We start from the raw sequence: 17,495 nt of genomic DNA, 5'->3' as shown, positions 1-17,495 counted from the left end.
CACTTTAGACACCCGCTGGCCGGCCATGGCTTGCCCTGATGAACCCTGCGGCCGCTACGCGGCCTTGTCTTCATCAGGGCCATAGCGGCTCCCGAACCGGCGCTTCCCAATGTGCTATGGCACCGAGCTCACCAGTCATGCCGTCCTCGCCTGGTGTCAGGACACCGGGGTCGAGTGGCACTACATCGCCCCGGGGAAGCCGCAGCAGAATGGCTTTGTGGAATCGTTCAATGGTCGCTTGCGCGACGAGTGTCTGAACGAACACCTGTTCCCCTCGCTGGCCGCGGCGAGACGGATCATCGAGGCATGGCGGACGGACTACAACACCGTGCGTCCGCACAGCAGTCTTGGCGGGATGGCTCCCGCCGAGTTTACGAACCGCCCCCGCCAGGGGTATATGGACACCAAAGCTAAGTTATCAGCGGCCTGAAAACGGGGAGCACGTCAGTGTTCGCGTCGTCCGCCGTCATGATGGTGCGCTTCCGAGCGAATGCGACGGTGACTGTCACAGCCCCCAGCATCAGCAGCAAAAGCAGGATTTTGGTCGAGATCTTGAGGCGCGCAAGAATGTTCATCTAATGCTAATCCGCTTTTGGCCATCTAAGGCATTATAGGCGGCGTCGCGTTCGGTAGGTGGAGCAGCCGACTTTTTTAGGAAGCGTCACTCCCCCATGCGCATGCGATCCGGGCACCGTGCGATCCTCGGCGTGATGCAAAACTTTTGATTTTTGCATCGCCGCCGATCCGGAGCGCGGCGCGCAGTGCCATTTATCGCTGACAGACCCGTGCCAATTAGCGCTGACATCTACGGCCGTTTTCTGCACACAGCTACCGTCAGCCCATTCTCAAAAAGGATCCCAATCGAGAACGCCTCAGCCTTCTCGATCATCGTTCCTAATTGGGAAGGCCAGTATCGATAGAGATTGCTATCACGAGGCCTAACTCATGGAGTCTTGCTCCAAGCACGTCCGGCGGCAATACATAAGCCATGCCGTCGATGCCTCCAGAATCGTCGCCCCCGCTCAGTGCGGTCGAGCGCCAAGTGCTCACTCTGTTGGCGAAGGGCCATACCACAAAGTCGATCGCGGCGACGCTCGACTTGTCGGTCTATGCCGTCAACGAACGGCTGCGCGAGGCGCGACGCAAGACGGGGGCGGCCAGCAGCCGCGAGCTCGCCCGCCGCCTTGCCACCCAAGAAAATTGGGACAAGCAAATCGGGGTTCCGGATGAGAACCTGCACAGCGCAGAGCCGGAGTCGCCTAGCGTGGCCATGGCGGCTCGCCGGCGATCGAGGAGTTTCGTCATTATGCTCGCAATCGTTTCAGTCTTTGCCCTTGCCGTAGTGGGGATGCAGATTACTCCCCCACCCACAGCCACCCGCAAACAGGCCGTATCCGCATCGTCGTCCGGCGTTTCGCGCAGCACGGCCCCGCTCAGTCCCTATGGAGCCCGTTTTGATTCAGAGCCACGCAACAGCGACTGGGCCGCCCCCGCCGAACTGCGCGCCCTATCGCTTTTTACTCTCATTGATGGTGTCCAATCGATGGAGGTCCATTGCGCCGCCACTCTGTGCCGCGTCGAAGGCGCGGTGCTGCCTGGCGGATTGAAGCGCGCCAAGGCCGGGGTTCAGGGGGTTACCTTACGTGATCGCCTCCGGGGGGCCGGGCTGAAGGTTGTTGCAACCGATTTTCGCATTTCTCCGGATGCAGCAGAGCCTGGTAAGTTCACCACCTTCCTAACCCATACCGACTGAGTCTAGGCGCATTCTACCACGTGTTTGGACGTCACAAGTCGCCCCGGCGTCGACCATCGGCACCGGGGCGCACCTCGCGCACTCACCAGTTCGTCAAACGCGCCTAGCCGCATAGGTGAGGCAGAATTCACAGAGTTTGCATCGGCTATAAACGGCGGTAAGCCGTATCAATCCGCTGATGTAGGAATCTGAGACGTTTCACGCGCGCATCCTTTTTCGGCTCTCCCGGGGTGAGGTTTCGAAAGCAGCTGTTCCGCTAGCCTATCCAACCCGGAGATTCCTGAATTTGATGGTATTCTCAGAAAGCCTATCTCCGGCATCGTTGTGTCATCGATCTTACTGTATTAGTCTAACAACACAAAATTGATGAGAACACGGGTGAGACAGGAAGAACACCGCGCGCCGGCCGAGGTGAAGCTCACGGCGCTCTTGGCATCCACGATTTTCTGCTATCTGCTGCCAGCTTTTGCCGCACCGGCGGTCTCAGCCCCAGCTCGGGCGAACTTGGTTGCGAAGACAGAGAGCGGCATTGTTGAGGGCGTAGATACAGGAGGAGCGACGCCGCTCGGAATCTTCCGCGGCGTCCCTTATGCGGCAGCGCCCGTCGGCCCACTACGCTGGCGCGAACCCCAGCCGGCGAGGTCGTGGAGCGGGATACGCGAGACAAAAGCTTTCGCGCCGCGCTGCATGCAGCAGCCCCTCTATTCCGATATGCAGTTCCGCTCTCCGTCACCGAGCGAAGACTGTCTCTACCTGAACATCTGGACACCCGCAAAGGTCGGTCGGGCAGCAATTGGGCGCCTACCGGTCCTGATCTATCTTCATGGCGGCGGCTTCCTAGCGGGAGATGGGTCGGAGAAGCGATATGACGGGGCGGCACTGGCCGCCCGGGGCGTCGTCGTCATCACCATCAACTACCGCCTCGGGATGTTCGGCTTCTTGACACACCCTGATCTCACGACGGAATCGCCGCACCATGCGTCAGGAAACTACGGCCTGCTCGATCAGGTGGCAGCTCTCAGGTGGGTGAAGCACAACATCGCGGCCTTCGGCGGCGATCCGAAGAAGCTCACGATCGGCGGCGAGTCCGCCGGATCGATGGCGGTCAGTGCCTTGATGGCGTCTCCCCTCTCTCGCGACCTGATGGCGCGCGCGATCGGCGAGAGCGGCGCGATGATGCAGAAATGGACGCCGCCCGGCAGGGTCGACATCGAGCAGAAAGCCATCGTGTTTGCCAAAGGCATCGGTGCGCCCACCCTGTCCGCCTTGCGTGCGATGCCTGCTGACAAGTTGCTCGAGACGCAGGGCAAGTCGGAGAGCATGTCCTTCGATCCGATCATCGACGGCTATTTCCTCACCGAGGCGCCGTCCGTCACCTTCGCGGGCGGAAAGGCTGCCCATATACCTCTACTCGTCGGGTCGAATTCGCAGGAAGCGCCGGGAACGGCGGTGTTCGGCGACGGCCCTCCTACCGTAGCCGCGTATCGCGCGGGGCTGGCACGTACGCTGGGCGACAAGGCCGACGCGTTATTTCGCCTGTATCCTGCCGCCAGCGCCGCGGACGTATTGCCCGCGGCGACCGAGCTGGCGAGTGACGATTACCTCGCCCTGCCGACTTGGAAATGGTTCGATCTGCATCGTCGCACAGGCGCGCCGCCCTACTATTTCCAATACACGCACGTACGTCCCCGCTTTCTACTCGATCCCGGTAGTCGGCCAGCTTGGGGGGCGGTGCATAGCGCAGAGATCGAATATGCGCTGGGCAATCTAGACGTAAATACGATTTATGCTTGGACTGACGCCGATCGCAAAGTCTCGAAGATGATGAGCGGCTATTGGGCAAATTTCGTCAAGTCCGGCAATCCGAACGGTCTGGGCTTACCCCAATGGCCCCGGGCGACGCTCGACCAGACGCGCATCCGTCGCCAAATAATCGACGTCAGGACGCGAAGCGTGCCCTTTACCCAGCAGGAGCGCTACGTGGCCGCCGATCCGATATTGTTCATGCATTAGCGGCGTCCTTCTTTTTGCAAGTGCCTTGCACGTCACCGTGCGATTACAGCCACATCGAACACGGACCTGACACGATGACAGCATCGCGGATATCGATCATCCTCGCCGCCACCTTGGCTGCCTGTTTCCTGCCTGTCGGCACGCGCGCCGCTTCGATTCCAGCTCAGGCCTCTTCGATCGACCAGGCCGATCTGATGAACAAGGCTGCCGTCATCGAGGATCTGACCTATTTTCGTGATGTTTGGGCGCCACGGGAGCGCGCGCTTACCCCGGAGGCGCGGGCAAGGTTCGTTTCCTTCATCAACGACGAGATTGCATCGGCAAGACCGATGCGCCGGGCCGACCTCGCCCTCGTCTTTGCGCGTGGTCAAGCCTTTACGGGCAACGGACACAGCGGATCGAATTATGCCGAGGGTCTTTTCCACCCCCTACCGGTCAATTTCTGGATTTTCAGTGACGGCGCTTTCGTAACCGGCACGGCTCGCGATCATCGTGATCTGCTCGGCGCCCGCATCAAGAGCATCGGTGGCGTCCCGTTCGCCGATGCGGCGAAGCGGATCGCGCAGTTCATAGCCGGCAACAGCCAACACAAGCGCTATCTCACCCCCGGTCTCCTCACGCAGATCGAACCTTTGGAAGCGGCAGGACTTGCGAAAAATGGAAAGGCGGTGTTCGAATTCGCGCTGCCTTCCAGGCGGACACGGCGCGTGATGCTCGCCCCTGCAACCGGGACAGTGGCGCAAGGGGAGCAAGGGCCATGGGTCGCAGCGCTGGCGCCCCCCCCGGGCAAAGACGGCTGGGCGCACATGATCGACGCTGCGCGCGAACGTCCTTTGTACCTTAGCGCTCCCGACGCATTGACGATGAGCATGGTCGGGGACGGCTCGATCGCGTACATCAGGAGTACCGATCTTTCCCGAGCGAGCGTCGTGCTGCCAAAGGCCTACGTCATTATGGACGGCATGGTGAAGCCCGGCCATCGCCCGCATGATGCAATCGTCGACCTACGCTTCAACGGCGGTGGAAACTTCTTCAACATCATCGACTTCGCCGCCGAACTGGCTGCGTTGATACCGCCGGACGGTCATATCTACGTAATTACCGGAAGAGCGACATTCTCTGCGGCAATCGTCTTTGAAGCCCTTCTGAAGGGCAATGCAAAAGGGCGCACCGTGATCGTCGGCGAACCTGTCGGAGACAATCCACAATGGTGGTCGGAGGGGAACGCCCTGACTGCACCCAGTTCCAAGCTGCCGCTCGACTATACGACGGGATATCACGACTGGGAGAACGGATGTAAAGATCTCGACCGATGCTATTGGCCCGTGGTGTTCCACGGAGTGGTGCCTGGTCCGCTCAATCCGGACATTCCCGTCGATATGACCTTCGCTCAATATGCCAAGGGCAGTGATCCCGCACTGGAGGCGGCTCTTTCAGAAATTGCAGTGCAGAGGAGGTCTGGCGATACGCGCTGAGGATGATTGTCTGTAACGTAGGGCCCGACGCCTAGGTCTGATCTTTCCCGAATGGGAACGTCTGGCGGGAACCTCGCCGCCTCGATCGTGCTGACGGACGCCTGTGGGTTTCGCTTTCCCAAAATCTATTCCCGATTTAAGCTTCCCGAAATCGCCAATTTCGATGTGAAAACGGGAAAGGTGTTTATTGTCTATGCGCGTGTTTCGACGGCCGATCAGGACTTGGCGCTGCAAACCGACGCCCTGAACAAAGCCAGGTGCGAAAAGCTGTTCACCGATAAGGCGAGCGGCGCGAAAGCCGATCGGCCGGGGTTGGTGGAAGCCCTGCGCTTCGCGCGTGCCGGCGATTGCATCGTAGTCTGGAAACTCGATCGCCTCGGCCGCTCGATCCAGGGCCTTATTACGCTGGCTGCGGACCTGTCGGCACGCTCGCGAGCGCCTTACAGTTGCGCAGCAGCAGCGGCGGTTTGGTCTCGATCCTCGCTCGGCACCACGATCATCGTTGCCGGGCGTTATCGCCTCGACGATCGCCCAACAGATGCCGCGCGTCGACCCCGCGACGACGGCATAGCGACCGGCCAGGTCGAACGGCGATACGCTACGCAGTTTCGCTCTCACGGCGCTGCATAGTCTGGATCAAGCGGCGCGCGCGCGTGCCGCCGACGTCCATTTCGAGCGCCACGGGGCGTTGTGCCCAGAAGTCGCCGCCATCGAGGTTAGCGAACGCCGCTTCGATGATCGGCTTGTCCTCGCCCTCGAAGGCCTGACTCATCAGGCCGCGCAGGAAACCGTCCATGCCCTCGTCCACGACATCGACGGAGCGCGTCGTCGCCCAAAAATAATGCGCCGTCGTCTCGGTTTCGGGTGCCAGAATATGCGCTTGCCAGATGGTGCAGCCGGTTTTGCGCGGCGCGCCCGCAAGCGTCGCCCCGACTTCAAGCAGCATCGATGCCGGCGCATTCCAGCGCATGTCGAGCCAATGGTCGCACCGTGCCTCGCGCGAACATACGCCCATCGTATGCGGTGTCGCCGCGACATCGGGCATCCACCAGTCGGAGTGCAGCGTCTCGCCATCCTGCCGCACGCTGTGCTCCACGCCAAAGATGACGCCCGCGCTTGCAAATGTGCCGGTATGGACGAATTCGATTGGCCGAGGTCCGTTAGATTGTCGGTGCCGAACTCATACCCCGCCTGCATCGGCATCAGCCGACGAGCGGGGCGCCGCACGGGCGCTCCAGAAGCGAGAAGTCGGGGATCGTGGAGGGGTTGGCCAGCGCCGGATCGCCCGCCCAGATCCATACCGCACCATGGAGCTCCACGACCGGCCAAGTGCGGATTTGCGCACCCTTGGGCACGGTTGCCGAGAAGGGATTCCCGACGCATGCGCCCCCCGCATCGAAGGTGAGACCTTGATAGGGGCAGCGCACCGTGTCGCCGACCCGCGTACCGCTGCTGAGCGGTGCGAAGCGGTGGCTGCACAGGTCGGTTAGCGCGGCAACCGCCCCGTCCTCCTGGCGGAATAGCAGGATCGGCTCGCCCGCGATCCGGCGGCGGAACAGCGCACCGCCGGTCTCCGGCGCTTCGATCTCCGACGACCAAGCCGCCATGTACCAGATCTGCTTGAGGAATGCGCTCACCGGATCATTCCTCGATGACCGCGACGGCGCGGGTCCAGCCGGCGGACCCGCCCTTCACCTTGTGCGGAAAGCACGCAACGGTGAAGCCGAACGGCGGCAATGCTTCGAGATTGTGGAGTTTTTCCAGATGACAGTAGCCGATGTCGCGCGCCGCTTTGTGTCCCTCCCAGATCAGCGAGGTGTCGCCCGTCTCGGCCACGCGCTGAGCGGTGTAGCTGAACGGCGCATCCCAGGACCAGGCATCGGTGCCGGTCACCCGTACGCCAGGGGAGGTGAGGTACATCGTCAAGTCATAGCCCATGCCGCACCCAATATCGACGAACGCCGGGTTGCCGAGCGCCGCGCCCGCGGCGGTGTTGATCAGCACGATGTCGAGCGGCTGGAGCTCGTGGCCGATGCGCGCCAACTCGGCCTCCATATCGGCGGCGGTCACGACATAGCCATCGGCGAAATGGCGGAAATCGAGCTTCACGCCGGGGCGGAAGCACTAGTCGAGCGGCACCTCATCGATCGTCATCGCCGGCTTGTCGCCATCCATGATCGGATCGTAATGCCACGGCGCGTCGAGGTGCGTGCCGTTATGCGTCGTCAACGTGACGGTTTCCGCAGCGGCGAACCCCCGTCCCCCGCGAAAATCCTTTGCGGTCACGCCGGGAAAAAAGAACGCCGCCTCCGCCACCGTTTCGGCATGCGTCTGATAGGTGATCTTCGGTCGCATGAACGGCGGATCGGTGATGACGTCGTTTTCGAGCGTGATCGAAAGGTCGATGAAGCGACGGGTCATGGAACTACCTCAAGCTGGAACGATCTCGACCGGCAGGCTCGCCAGCGCGTGGAGCGTATTGTTGAGCCGGCGCACGGGCGCGCCGGCCAGGTGGATTGCGGCGAAGCGCGGGATCATTGCCTCGATCAGGACTTCGGCCTCCATCCGCGCGACCATCTGGCCGAGACATTGGTGGATGCCGAACCCGAACCCGACATGGCCGCTGGTCATCCGGTCGAGATCGAAGCGATCGGGCGCGTCCCACCGACGCGGGTCGCGATTGGCGGCGGCCAGGAAGAGGACGACCTTGGCATCGCGCGGGATCACCGTCCCGCCGATCGCGACATCCCGCGTGGTGGTGCGGAAGAAGGTCTGCACGGTCGAATCCCAGCGCAGGCTTTCGTCGAGCGCGCGGCGACCGAGTTCGGGCCGCGCGCGCAGCTTTGCCCATTCGCCAGGAGAGCTGGTTAGTGCGAGCATCAGAATACCGATGCCGTTGACGGTCGTATCGACGCCAGCCGACAGCAATGACCGCACTAGGCGCGCAGCCTCCTCCACGCTACATTCGCCACGATCGGCAGCGGCATAGATCGCCGCGCCCCAGCTACCGTGGGTCAGGCTGTCGCGCTGGCATGCCTCGGCGACCCAGATTTTGGCTTCGACGGCGGCTGCCTCGCCCCGGTCGAACACCGCATTGCGCGGGCCGAAGGCGTTGAACACCGCGGCGGCATAGGTCAGCAACTCCTCGCGCCCCTCAATGGGTACGCCGACCGCATCTGGGAAGACGCGCATCGGGAAGGTCTCGCCGAGCTGCGTCACCGCATCGAAACGGCCGAGCGCGACGAGTTCGTCGATCAAGCCATCGGCGCGTTCCTGCCACAGGGGGCGCAGGTCCTTCAGCGCCTTGAGCGATACGATCCGGTTCATCACGCCGCGCGTGCGGTCATGCAGCGGCGGGTCGGCCTCGAGTAGCAGCGAGGGCGGCCGCCATGGTTCCTCGCGCGCGAAATCGGCAAGGCCGACGCCGCGGCCCGAGCAGAAGGTCGCCGGGTCGCCGAGTGCTGCCTTCACCTCGTCGTGCCGCGCCATCGCATAGCAGCCGATCGCATCGAGCCAAACGACCGCGCCGGCATCGCGGAGCGCGGGGTGGTGCGCGGCGGGGTCCAGCAGGAACGCTTCGTCGAACGGGTCGATCGCGAGGCGCGCCAGGCTCATGCGGTATGGCCACCCAGCGTATCGGCAAACCAGTCGGCGATATAGTCGCGCCCGAAGCTCATATTGTCGGCGCCGACATGTTCGACGCCGCCTTCGCGCGGGGTGAAGATCTTCAGTTCGCGCCGTGGCGAGTTGGTCAGTTGATTGAAGCTCTGATGCGCATAATCGACGCCAATCTGGCGGTCCTGCGCGCCGTGCGTGACCAGGAACGGCACCGTGATCCGCTCCATCACGCCGTTCAGCGTCATGCCCGCGGTCTTCGCATGGAAATCCTCCATGTCGGTCGCGCCGAACACCCACATCACATGCGCCCAATAATGCGGCACCGGATTCTCGCCCTCGCAGTTGAGCCGCTTCTGCTGCACCTCTGCCCAATTGTGGTTCGCGCCCCACACCGCACCACTCGCGAAGCGCGGTTCGAACGCCACCGCACGCGGCGCGTAATGACCGCCAAGCGAGATGCCGGTCATGCCGAGCCGCGCCGCATCGACATCGGGCTGCGTTTCGAGCCAGTCGACCGCCTTCGAAGCCCAGCGTTCGGCCTCCGGTGTCGCGGGAATGCCCTGCAGGCGCAGCGTCTCGCCCGTGCCGGGCTGATCGACGCACAATGTTGAGATGCCGCGTTTCGCCAGCGCCTGTGGCAGCCGCGACCAGAACAGCAGTTCCTTGCAGCTATCGAGCCCGTTGCAATAGACGACCGTCGGCTTAGGCCCATCGCCGGGTGCACGCGTGAACAGCGCCGGCATCGTGCCGCCCTCGATCGGGATTTCGACCCGCTCGACATTTTCCTTCGACAGGCGGACGCCCATGTTGAACGCCGCCTGTGCCTTGGCGAAGGTATCAGCGCGCCCGGGATGGCCGTGCCCCTGCATGCGCTCGGCCGTCAGCAGGTACAAAGCAGCGCGCTGTAGCTTGTTGCCGGCGGAGTACGCGCGGCCGCGTGCCTCATCCTCATCGGCCAAGCCGATCAGCTTGTCGGCCATCTTGACCCATTCGATCATGAATTCGGCGGTGCCGGCATCGGTGCCGTTGTTCGCCGCGTCCTTGATCGGCTGGCACATGTCCATGATCTCGCCGATCTGCGCGCCACTTTCAAGCGCAATGGCGAGGCTCAAATTCCAGATGTAGTTCGGAAAGTAATTGAATAGCACGAAAGGGTCCTATCAAGAAAGAAGGTCGCCAGCGGGTCGCGCCCGGGCGAGGGTGCCCGGCGGCGCCGACCACACGCGCGGGCCGGCGTCGTCGTCGCGCTAGGCCTCGACCGCCTGGAACAGTCCGGCATCGGGCGCCGCGTGCGGCATCGTCTGCGGGCCGCCGGTGCCGATGCCCCATTGGTCCATCACGAGCGGGGCGGGCACATGCACCGTCGCTTCCCAGGTCGCCTCGTCCACTTCCTCGAGCTCGGAGGTATATTCCACCGCAAAACCGTTAGGCGTGACGAAATAGCTGAACGTGTTGTTGCCTGCCGTGTGCCGGCCCGGGCCCCAGGCGATCGGGATGTCCTTCTGCTTCAAATTGTGGATGCCGCGCATCATGTCATCGACGCCGAGCATGTCGTACGCGACATGGTTCAGGCACGGCGGGCCGGGTAGGAAGGCAATGCGGTGATGCCATTCGTTGCAGCGCAGGAACGACATGAAATCGCCCAGCCAGTCGCTCAGGCGAAAGCCGAGCACGTCGATGAAGAAGGTGGTCGCCGCCTTGTGATCGGGCGAGTGGAAGACGATGTGGCTGATCTTCTGCGGCACCGCATCCCACCGTGCCATCGCGCGCTTTTCCCCGCGCGTAACATCGCTGGAAATCTCGAAGCTAAGCCCGTCGGGGCTGAAGAATCGGAAGCCGTAGCCGCCGCCGAAACTGTCGAGCTCCTTCGGCGCGAAGATGATGCGGCATCCCGCGGCGACCACCTTGTCGTGCAGCGCATCGACATCGGCACGGGTGTCCGCGGCCAGCGCAACGACATCGATGCGCTTGGTGGCGGCTTCGCGCAGGCGCACGACATACAGTTCGTCATGACCCTCGGTTGCGAAATAGGCCATGCCGTCCTGTTCGGTGACGAGCTTCAGGCCCCATTTCTCGGCGTAGAAAGCACGTTCTCCGGCAAGGTCAGGAACGCCATAACCGACATAGCGGATTTCGGTGACACGGCTCATTGGGATATCCTCGATTGCGGGGTCGCTGTGCGGGGCGGGTGGAGACAACCGGTTGTGGTCGTCATCGTCAGATCGCCTGCGCGGTAATCTGGAACATCGCGTGCGTGGCGTGCGCCTGATCGACCCGCGGGCCCTGCCCGGTCTGGCCGAAACTGATCGCACGCGAGGCCTCGACGATATATTTGCACCGTTCGAAACGGCGTGCGTGGAAGGCCTGGAACGCCGCTTCCGGCGCCGCGTGGCGGACGAGCTCCTCGGCAAGGACGATACTGTCCTCGATCGCCATGCCAGCGCCCTGGCCGAGATGCGGCGTCGTGGCGTGGACGGCATCGCCGATCAGCACGACCCGGCCCTTGTGCCAATCGCCCTCCACCAGCAGGCATTCGAGCGGCTTGTAGACGACCGCATCGTCATCGGTGATCGCATCGATCAGCGCGGCGATCCGCGGCGGTTGCCCCGCCAGTTTCTCACGCAGCGCCGCCGCGAGACCCTCGCGTGGATAACGCGGATTTCCGGGCTCAGCCGTGGTCACGTACATGTACATCAGATCGTTGGAGAGCGGCACCAGCCCGACGCCGATCGCACCGTCATAGGCGCAGAGCGCGGTAACATCGTTCGGGCGTTGGAAGTTGTAGCGCCAAACGCTTTGCCCGACGAACGCCGGCTTGGGCGCATCGGTCAGGATCTGGTCGCGCGTTTGGGAATAGAGCCCGTCGCTGCCGATCACGATGTCGTAGCGCGCCTGCGTCCCGTCGGAGAACGTCACCGCGACTCCGGCGCCGTTATCGTCGAGCGCGGTGACCGTCACGCCCGGTCGGATCGTCGCCCCGGCCGCGATCGCACGGTCCCCGAGCACGGTGTGGAGCGCGCGTCGGCCGATGCCGAGATTGGCGGGATAATTGGGGTTCAGCTTGGGCGACGGGATCGTCGCGACGCGCTGCCCGCCCGGTGTGTACACTTCGACCGTGTCGAAGCCGAAGCCGGCATCGATATAGTCATCGATAATACCGAGATCGGCCATAGCGCGGACTACGTTCGATTGCTGGATGATGCCAACGCCATAGACCGCCCATTCCGGGTCCTTCTCCACGATATCCACGGCGAAACTGGCGCGACGCAGCGCGATGGCGGATGTTAGGCCGCCGATGCCGCCACCGATGACGAGTATGTTCAGGTCCTGCACGCATCCATCCCGCTCGGCCGGCCGGATTATCCCAAGGTCGGTGATGTTGAATTAGACACTGAATCGATATCTGTAAAAGTGATTGTATTTATAGTATCATATCATTTAGCCGGATGATTGGCGATCGTCGTGATCTCTCCGATCATCCACCGCAACCCGGAATCATCCGCGCGAGCGCGATGATATTGGATCATCTCCCGCATCATCGGGAACGGAAAGGGCATGTCAACATAGCGCAGCGGAAGGCGCACGGCGAAGGTGCGGGCGAGGCGTTCGTGCATCACTGCCAATCGACTGGTATTAATCAACATCTCCGGCGCGATCGAGAAGGACGAGACGAGCACCTCGATCCGGCGTTCCTTACCGCGTTCGCGTAGGAATTTCTCGGCGAACGATGTTGGGCGCAGGCGTCCTATCTCAACTGCGACATGGCCGGCGGCCTGGAACGCCTCCTCGGTCAGCGGCGCATTGAGCAAGGGGTTTTCGCTCCAGCCGGCGACAACATGACGTTCCTCGAACAACAATTCGCACGGATGGTCTGGGGCGACATGCTCGGTGGGCGTGATCAGAAAGTCTAGATCGCCATGATCGAGCGCGGCGAGCATCGTGTCGGAGGGCGGTACCAGTTCGAGTGTAACTCCAGGCGCGACGCGTTGGAGATGCGACACTACCGATGCGAAAAGGACGATCGACACATAATCCGACGTGCCGATCCGGAAGCGACGCTGCGATGTGGCCGGATCGAACACGGTCGAGACCGACACCATGCTCTCGACCCCGGCTAGCAACTTGCGCACCATCCCGCTCAATAGCAGCGCGTGCGGCGTCGGCATCATTTTCTTGCCGTGCGCAGCCAAGATCGGATCATGAAAATACTCGCGCAGTCGGCGCAACGCCGCACTCATCGCCGGCTGGCTGAGATGCAACCGCTCGGCGGCGCGCGAGACGCTGCGTTCCTCAATCAGGATATCGAGCGCCAGTAACAGGTTTAGATCGAGGCCTTTGAAGCGCATTTCTCATCTATTCGCCTGGTGATTGGTAATCAATAGAAACAAATGATTTTGATTATGAAGATCGCATTCGTAAGACCTTCGTCATCAAAGCGACCGCGCACAAGATGCGGTGGCAAGGGGAGGGTATCGATGAGGTCTTTGCACATCCTGAATGCGTCCGTGGCGCTTGGCACCCTCGCTCTGGCTCATCCGGCGTTTGCGCAAGATGCGCCGACGCCGCCCGCCGCCGTACCGGTCGCAGCGCCGCAGGAAGCCGGGCTTGAGGATATCATCGTCACTGCGCAGCGCCGTGAGGAGAACCTGCAGAAGGCCGCTCTCGCGGTCAGCGCAGTCTCGGGCGATACGCTCGTTCGGCAGAGCGTGACGCAGGCGACCGATCTCACCCGGCTGGTCCCGGCGTTGCAGGTCGCACCGGCTGCGTCCTTCACGCAAATCTATCTTCGCGGCATCGGCACCTTCGGCGCGAACGCCTTTGCCGAACAGGGCGTCGCGTTCAATCTCGACGGCGTCTATCTGTCGCGCCCGGCGGCGCCCGCAGGCCTGTTCTACGATCTGGAGCGGCTCGAGGTGTTGAAGGGGCCGCAGGGCACGCTTTATGGTCGCAACGCGACCGGCGGCGCGCTCAATGTTATCACCGCTAAACCCAAGCTGGGCGAAAATGGCGGCAATGCGAGCGTCGAATATGGCAATTACAATGCGCTGAAAGGCTCGGCTGCGCTAAACCTCGCGGTCGGTAACCGGGCGGCGTTCCGTATCGCCGGTCAATATGCCAAGCATGACGGCTACTTCAGCGACGGCTACGATGATGAGGACACGAAGGCCGTTCGCGGGCAGTTTAAGTTCGATACCGGCAATGGCTTCAACGCCTTGTTCTCGGCTGATTATGCCGATGTCGGCGGGAAGGGTTCCGGCGGCACGATCGTTCCGCTGGTCGATGGCAACGCCCGGCTCGGCGCGAGCGATCCACGCGTGCTCGCCGCATATTATGCCCGCATCCCGACTGCGCCCGTCCCACAGATCACAGCGCGCAACGATGGATATCAGAACAACAAGTTTTTCGGTACGTCGGCGACGCTTAACCTAAACCTTGGATTTGCCGAGCTGACGGTGCTGCCCGCATATCGCAAGACAGATCTGGATTTCCTGAATTATTCCTCCGGGTTCCTCATCGACGTCACGGAGAAGTCATCGCAAATGTCGCTCGAGACACGACTTGCCGGTCATACCGGTGGGCTAAACTGGGTCGTCGGCGGCTATGATTTCAGTGAGCGCGTCAATGCGAATCAGCGCTTCGACCAGGGCAGCAACGGCACACGCATCCTGTCGCGCCTGCAGACCGAGAGCTATGCGTTCTTCGGCCAGGCGACCTATTCGCTGACCGACAAGCTCCGTGCGACCGGCGGCATCCGTTATACCAGCGACAACAAGAAGCAGCAGAGCGAGGCGCACACGTTGCCGTTCGCCGGTTTTGTGCCGGGGGTTTTCCCGCTGGTTCCGATCACTCTGGATATCGTGTCGTTCCCGACCAGTAACGTCGATTTTAAGAAGGTGACGTGGAAGGGTGGGCTCGAATATGATCTCGGCCCGAAATCTCTCCTCTATGCATCGGTTTCGACCGGGTTCAAATCCGGAATTCTGTTTGCGGCGACCGGCACGAATTATTCGCGCCCCGAAACGCTGACTGCCTATACGCTCGGCTCAAAGAACCGCTTTTTCGACAATAAGCTCCAATTGAACATCGAAGCGTTCTATTGGGATTACAAGGATCAGCAGATCTCGCACCTCGCCCCGGCGCAGGTCGCGACGACGCCCGCCGGCCCGATCTTCGGACCGATCTACATCACGGAGAATGCCGGTTCGGCGACCATCTACGGCGCGGAAGCCGAATTGCTGTTCCAGCCGACACATGACGATCTGCTGTCGATCAACCTCCAATATCTCCACACCAAGTACGACGCGCTGAATTACCAATATTATTCGACGACCGGCGCCGCGCCCGTGGTTGGTTGCCCGACGACACTGACCACGGCGATCGGTGCAAGCGCGGCGGCGCGCATCTATGCCGTCAATTGCTCGGGCAAGCCGCTCGTTAACGCGCCACGGCTGGTGCTGAATGCCGGGTATGAACATACGTTCGATCTCGGTGGCCCTGGGCGGGTTCGCGCCGGTGCGGATACGCGTGTTGAATCATCGCGCTATCTCTCGATCGACTTCGTCGATGTCGGCCGGCAGGGAGGGTACATGATGAGCAATGCTCATCTCACCTACGAGACCGCTTCGCGCGCCTTCTCGCTAACCGGGTTCGTCAACAATCTCGAGGACAAATTGGTCTATGCGAACACTGTTCAAAGCCCGGCAAAGTCGGGCGTGTTCTACAACCAGCTGCGCCCGCCGCGGACGTACGGCGTGCGCGCGAACGTGCGGTTCTGAGGGTGGGTCCAAGTGGTGCCTTCCGACTGACACTGGCCCAGCGGCGGTACGTTGCGGCGGAAACAGGGATAAGCGTCGCAATTAACGCCGTAATCAGTATCGCCATCGCGTGGCTGGCATTCGGCGGTTCGGCCCGTATTCTCACCGCAGCGCTGATCCGTGATGCCTTGCCGCAGAGTTTCATGGTCGCGCTGATGGGCGGTCTCGTACCGACGCTGCTGACGCGCCTTCGGCGGCGGGCCGGAGTGGTCGCGGGGACCGGGCGGCCTGTTCCGATGCTTTTAAAAAGCGTTCCGGTCCGGATCGTCCTGGTCGCCGTGATCGCGGCGGCGGTGGGAGTCGCTTTGCACGCGGTCGCGCTGCCGCTGCTAGCCCCGCAGGGCCTCTCGTTTGGTGTGGCAATCGTTTTCAAGTCGCTCTACGGCGCGATGCTGGCAGCGTTCGTGACACCGGTCATGCTGCACTTCGCCCTGGCCGACCCGGCCGATTGATCGGCTATGTGGGATTGCAGAAACCACACATTATCCCCGGCGATCGCGGTCTGCATCGCCACCGACGATGCGAAGTAATCGAGCTCTGCACGCTGCATCCGGTGCTCGAACGCGCCGTCTTTGGGAGAGCGATGCATCAGCTCGGTCTGATACCAACTGAATCGCTCTGCCTTCCAGATCCGTGCCAGCGCTTTGTCGCGATACCCGAACAGCCCGGTTTCATCGCCGTTGCGATAATAAGTGATCAGCGCATAGGAGCGATAGCTGATGTCGGAGGCGGCGATGTCCAGGCCTTTGGCGCCTGTCGGCGGCACGATATGCGCGGAATCGCCGGCGCGGAGCGTTCGCCCTGCGGCACTTGGATGTAATAGCGGCTGCGTGTCGGCGACTGACTTGCTGCCCGTTTCCTAGACCGTTTTGAGCTGGAAAATTCCAGTTTAGGATTGAGGGTCAGGCGATGGAGTGAGCGATGAAAAGATCGAAGTTCAGCGAGGCAGATCGCGTTCGCGTTTAAGCAGGCCGAGGACGGCATGACGATCGGCGAGATGTGCCGCAAAGCCGCAAAGCCGAGATTGGCGATGCGACGTTCTATGCCTAGTGCAAGAAATACGCCGGTTTGATGCCATCGGAAATGCCGCGGTTACGCCAGCGCTGGCCGGAAGGGACTGGATGACGCCCAGCCAGGGGTCCAAGAATCGGTAGCAGCTTATCGTGGTCCAGACTATCAAAGTCTCTGGGCTACTCAGCAGGGGCAGATCAGCCCGCACGGTCGAAGTCGCGCACCATCGAATCCCTAAGCATGATAATTGCTCGATCTTCGATCAGGCGTCCCGAGACGTGGCAAACGTACCCGTTGCCATCCCCGTTACGAACGTTTCGCGTTCCTGCCGACCATAGAGGCGTTTGCCCCCAGAAGTGATGATGACGTGCTCCCCGTTTTCAGGCCGCTGATAACTTAGCTTCGTCGCTCATATGCCCCTGGCGGGGGCGGTTGGTAAACTCGGTGGGTGCCAGCCCGCCAAGGCTGCTGTGCGGACGCACGGTGTTGTAGTCCGTCCGCCATGCCTCGATGATCCGTCTCGCTGCAGCCAGCGATGGGAACAGGTGCTCGTTCAGACACTCGTCGCGCAAGCGACCATTAAACGATTCCACAAAGCCGTTCTGCTGTGGCTTGCCCGGCGCGATGTAATGCCACTCGACCCCGGTGTCCTGGCACCAGGCGAGGACGGCATGACTGGTCAGCTCGGTTCCGTAGCACATTGGGAAGCGCCGGTTCGGGAGCCGCTATGGCCCTGATGAAGACAAGGCCGCGTAGCGGCCGCAGGGTTCATCAGGGCAAGCCATGGCCGGCCAGCGGGTGTCTAAAGTG

Annotated in this window: 13 protein-coding genes and 4 pseudogenes; 7 read left to right on the top strand and 10 right to left on the bottom strand. The window is 62.1% G+C overall.

The genetic code is table 11. The annotated features are described in order from the left end of the window. Positions 1-118: 118 nt before the first annotated feature. The 5 genes and pseudogenes from U1872_RS21870 to U1872_RS21850 form a co-directional block, all read left to right on the top strand. Positions 119-430 (top strand): annotated as a pseudogene (locus tag U1872_RS21870) (integrase core domain-containing protein); the annotation flags it as partial. A gap of 612 nt (positions 431-1,042) precedes the next feature. Further along, positions 1,043-1,753: a helix-turn-helix transcriptional regulator gene (locus U1872_RS21865; RefSeq protein WP_443025438.1), complete on the top strand. Its 711-nt coding sequence runs from the start codon at positions 1,043-1,045 to the stop codon at positions 1,751-1,753. 366 nt (positions 1,754-2,119) lie between these two features. Beyond that, positions 2,120-3,766, top strand: a complete 1,647-nt coding sequence (locus U1872_RS21860) for a carboxylesterase/lipase family protein (protein WP_332794994.1) — start codon at positions 2,120-2,122, stop codon at positions 3,764-3,766. A 74-nt stretch (positions 3,767-3,840) separates the two neighbouring features. After that, a complete protein-coding gene (locus U1872_RS21855; RefSeq protein ID WP_332794993.1) occupies positions 3,841-5,241 on the top strand; it encodes a S41 family peptidase in 1,401 nt (466 codons plus the stop codon). Positions 5,242-5,421: 180 nt separating this feature from the next. After that, positions 5,422-5,871, top strand: coding sequence for a recombinase family protein (locus U1872_RS21850; protein ID WP_332794996.1), 450 nt, complete (start codon positions 5,422-5,424; stop codon positions 5,869-5,871). Here the strand turns inward: U1872_RS21850 and U1872_RS21845 are convergent. The 8 genes and pseudogenes from U1872_RS21845 to U1872_RS21810 all read right to left on the bottom strand — a co-directional run bounded on the left by U1872_RS21845 (position 5,840) and on the right by U1872_RS21810 (position 13,205). Further along, positions 5,840-6,337, bottom strand: coding sequence for a hypothetical protein (locus U1872_RS21845; protein WP_332794992.1), 498 nt, complete (start codon positions 6,335-6,337; stop codon positions 5,840-5,842). The two genes, U1872_RS21850 and U1872_RS21845, sit on opposite strands and share 32 nt — an antisense overlap. 106 nt (positions 6,338-6,443) lie before the next feature. Then, positions 6,444-6,878: a Rieske 2Fe-2S domain-containing protein gene (locus U1872_RS21840; RefSeq protein WP_332794991.1), complete on the bottom strand. Its 435-nt coding sequence runs from the start codon at positions 6,876-6,878 to the stop codon at positions 6,444-6,446. A gap of 4 nt (positions 6,879-6,882) precedes the next feature. Further along, positions 6,883-7,662: pseudogene (locus tag U1872_RS21835) on the bottom strand (cyclase family protein). A 9-nt stretch (positions 7,663-7,671) separates the two neighbouring features. Beyond that, positions 7,672-8,856, bottom strand: a complete 1,185-nt coding sequence (locus U1872_RS21830) for a cytochrome P450 (protein WP_332794990.1) — start codon at positions 8,854-8,856, stop codon at positions 7,672-7,674. Continuing rightward, a complete protein-coding gene (locus tag U1872_RS21825) occupies positions 8,853-10,007 on the bottom strand; it encodes an alpha/beta hydrolase family protein (RefSeq protein ID WP_332794989.1) in 1,155 nt (384 codons plus the stop codon). The genes U1872_RS21830 and U1872_RS21825 overlap by 4 nt, the downstream gene beginning before the upstream one ends. Before the next feature lie 99 nt (positions 10,008-10,106). Then, positions 10,107-11,009 (bottom strand): VOC family protein, encoded by a 903-nt coding sequence (locus tag U1872_RS21820; RefSeq protein WP_332794988.1) that lies wholly within the window; start codon positions 11,007-11,009, stop codon positions 10,107-10,109. 67 nt (positions 11,010-11,076) lie between these two features. Further along, a complete protein-coding gene (locus U1872_RS21815; RefSeq protein ID WP_332794987.1) occupies positions 11,077-12,192 on the bottom strand; it encodes an FAD-dependent oxidoreductase in 1,116 nt (371 codons plus the stop codon). A 101-nt stretch (positions 12,193-12,293) separates the two neighbouring features. Next, positions 12,294-13,205 (bottom strand): LysR family transcriptional regulator, encoded by a 912-nt coding sequence (locus tag U1872_RS21810; RefSeq protein ID WP_332794986.1) that lies wholly within the window; start codon positions 13,203-13,205, stop codon positions 12,294-12,296. A gap of 129 nt (positions 13,206-13,334) precedes the next feature. Here U1872_RS21810 and U1872_RS21805 point away from each other — a divergent pair, with 129 nt between their 5' ends. Together U1872_RS21805 and U1872_RS21800 are read left to right on the top strand one after the other, a co-directional pair. After that, positions 13,335-15,635, top strand: a complete 2,301-nt coding sequence (locus tag U1872_RS21805; protein WP_332794985.1) for a TonB-dependent receptor — start codon at positions 13,335-13,337, stop codon at positions 15,633-15,635. Between the two features lie 2 nt (positions 15,636-15,637). Further along, positions 15,638-16,126, top strand: coding sequence for a hypothetical protein (locus tag U1872_RS21800; protein WP_332794984.1), 489 nt, complete (start codon positions 15,638-15,640; stop codon positions 16,124-16,126). Here the strand turns inward: U1872_RS21800 and U1872_RS21795 are convergent. After that, positions 16,054-16,482: pseudogene (locus tag U1872_RS21795) on the bottom strand (FAD-dependent monooxygenase); the annotation flags it as partial. The gene U1872_RS21800 and the pseudogene U1872_RS21795 overlap by 73 nt on opposite strands. A gap of 583 nt (positions 16,483-17,065) precedes the next feature. Further along, positions 17,066-17,377, bottom strand: a pseudogene (locus tag U1872_RS21790) (integrase core domain-containing protein); the annotation flags it as partial. Positions 17,378-17,495 lie beyond the last annotated feature (118 nt).

The sequence above is a fragment of the Parasphingomonas frigoris genome, from assembly GCF_036663815.1.
Classification (GTDB): domain Bacteria; phylum Pseudomonadota; class Alphaproteobacteria; order Sphingomonadales; family Sphingomonadaceae; genus Sphingomonas.
Note: the sequence above shows the minus strand (reverse complement) of the source record. Positions and strands in the feature narration are given on the sequence as shown.

Bases quoted from the DNA above. Each gene is read 5' to 3' on its own strand.
- U1872_RS21860 (WP_332794994.1), top strand. From the start codon at position 2,120: ATGAGAACACGGGTGAGACAGGAAGAACACCGCGCGCCGGCCGAGGTG.
- U1872_RS21855 (WP_332794993.1), top strand. From the start codon at position 3,841: ATGACAGCATCGCGGATATCGATCATCCTCGCCGCCACCTTGGCTGCC.
- U1872_RS21830 (WP_332794990.1), bottom strand. From the start codon at position 8,856: ATGAGCCTGGCGCGCCTCGCGATCGACCCGTTCGACGAAGCGTTCCTG.
- U1872_RS21820 (WP_332794988.1), bottom strand. From the start codon at position 11,009: ATGAGCCGTGTCACCGAAATCCGCTATGTCGGTTATGGCGTTCCTGAC.
- U1872_RS21810 (WP_332794986.1), bottom strand. From the start codon at position 13,205: ATGCGCTTCAAAGGCCTCGATCTAAACCTGTTACTGGCGCTCGATATC.
- U1872_RS21805 (WP_332794985.1), top strand. From the start codon at position 13,335: ATGAGGTCTTTGCACATCCTGAATGCGTCCGTGGCGCTTGGCACCCTC.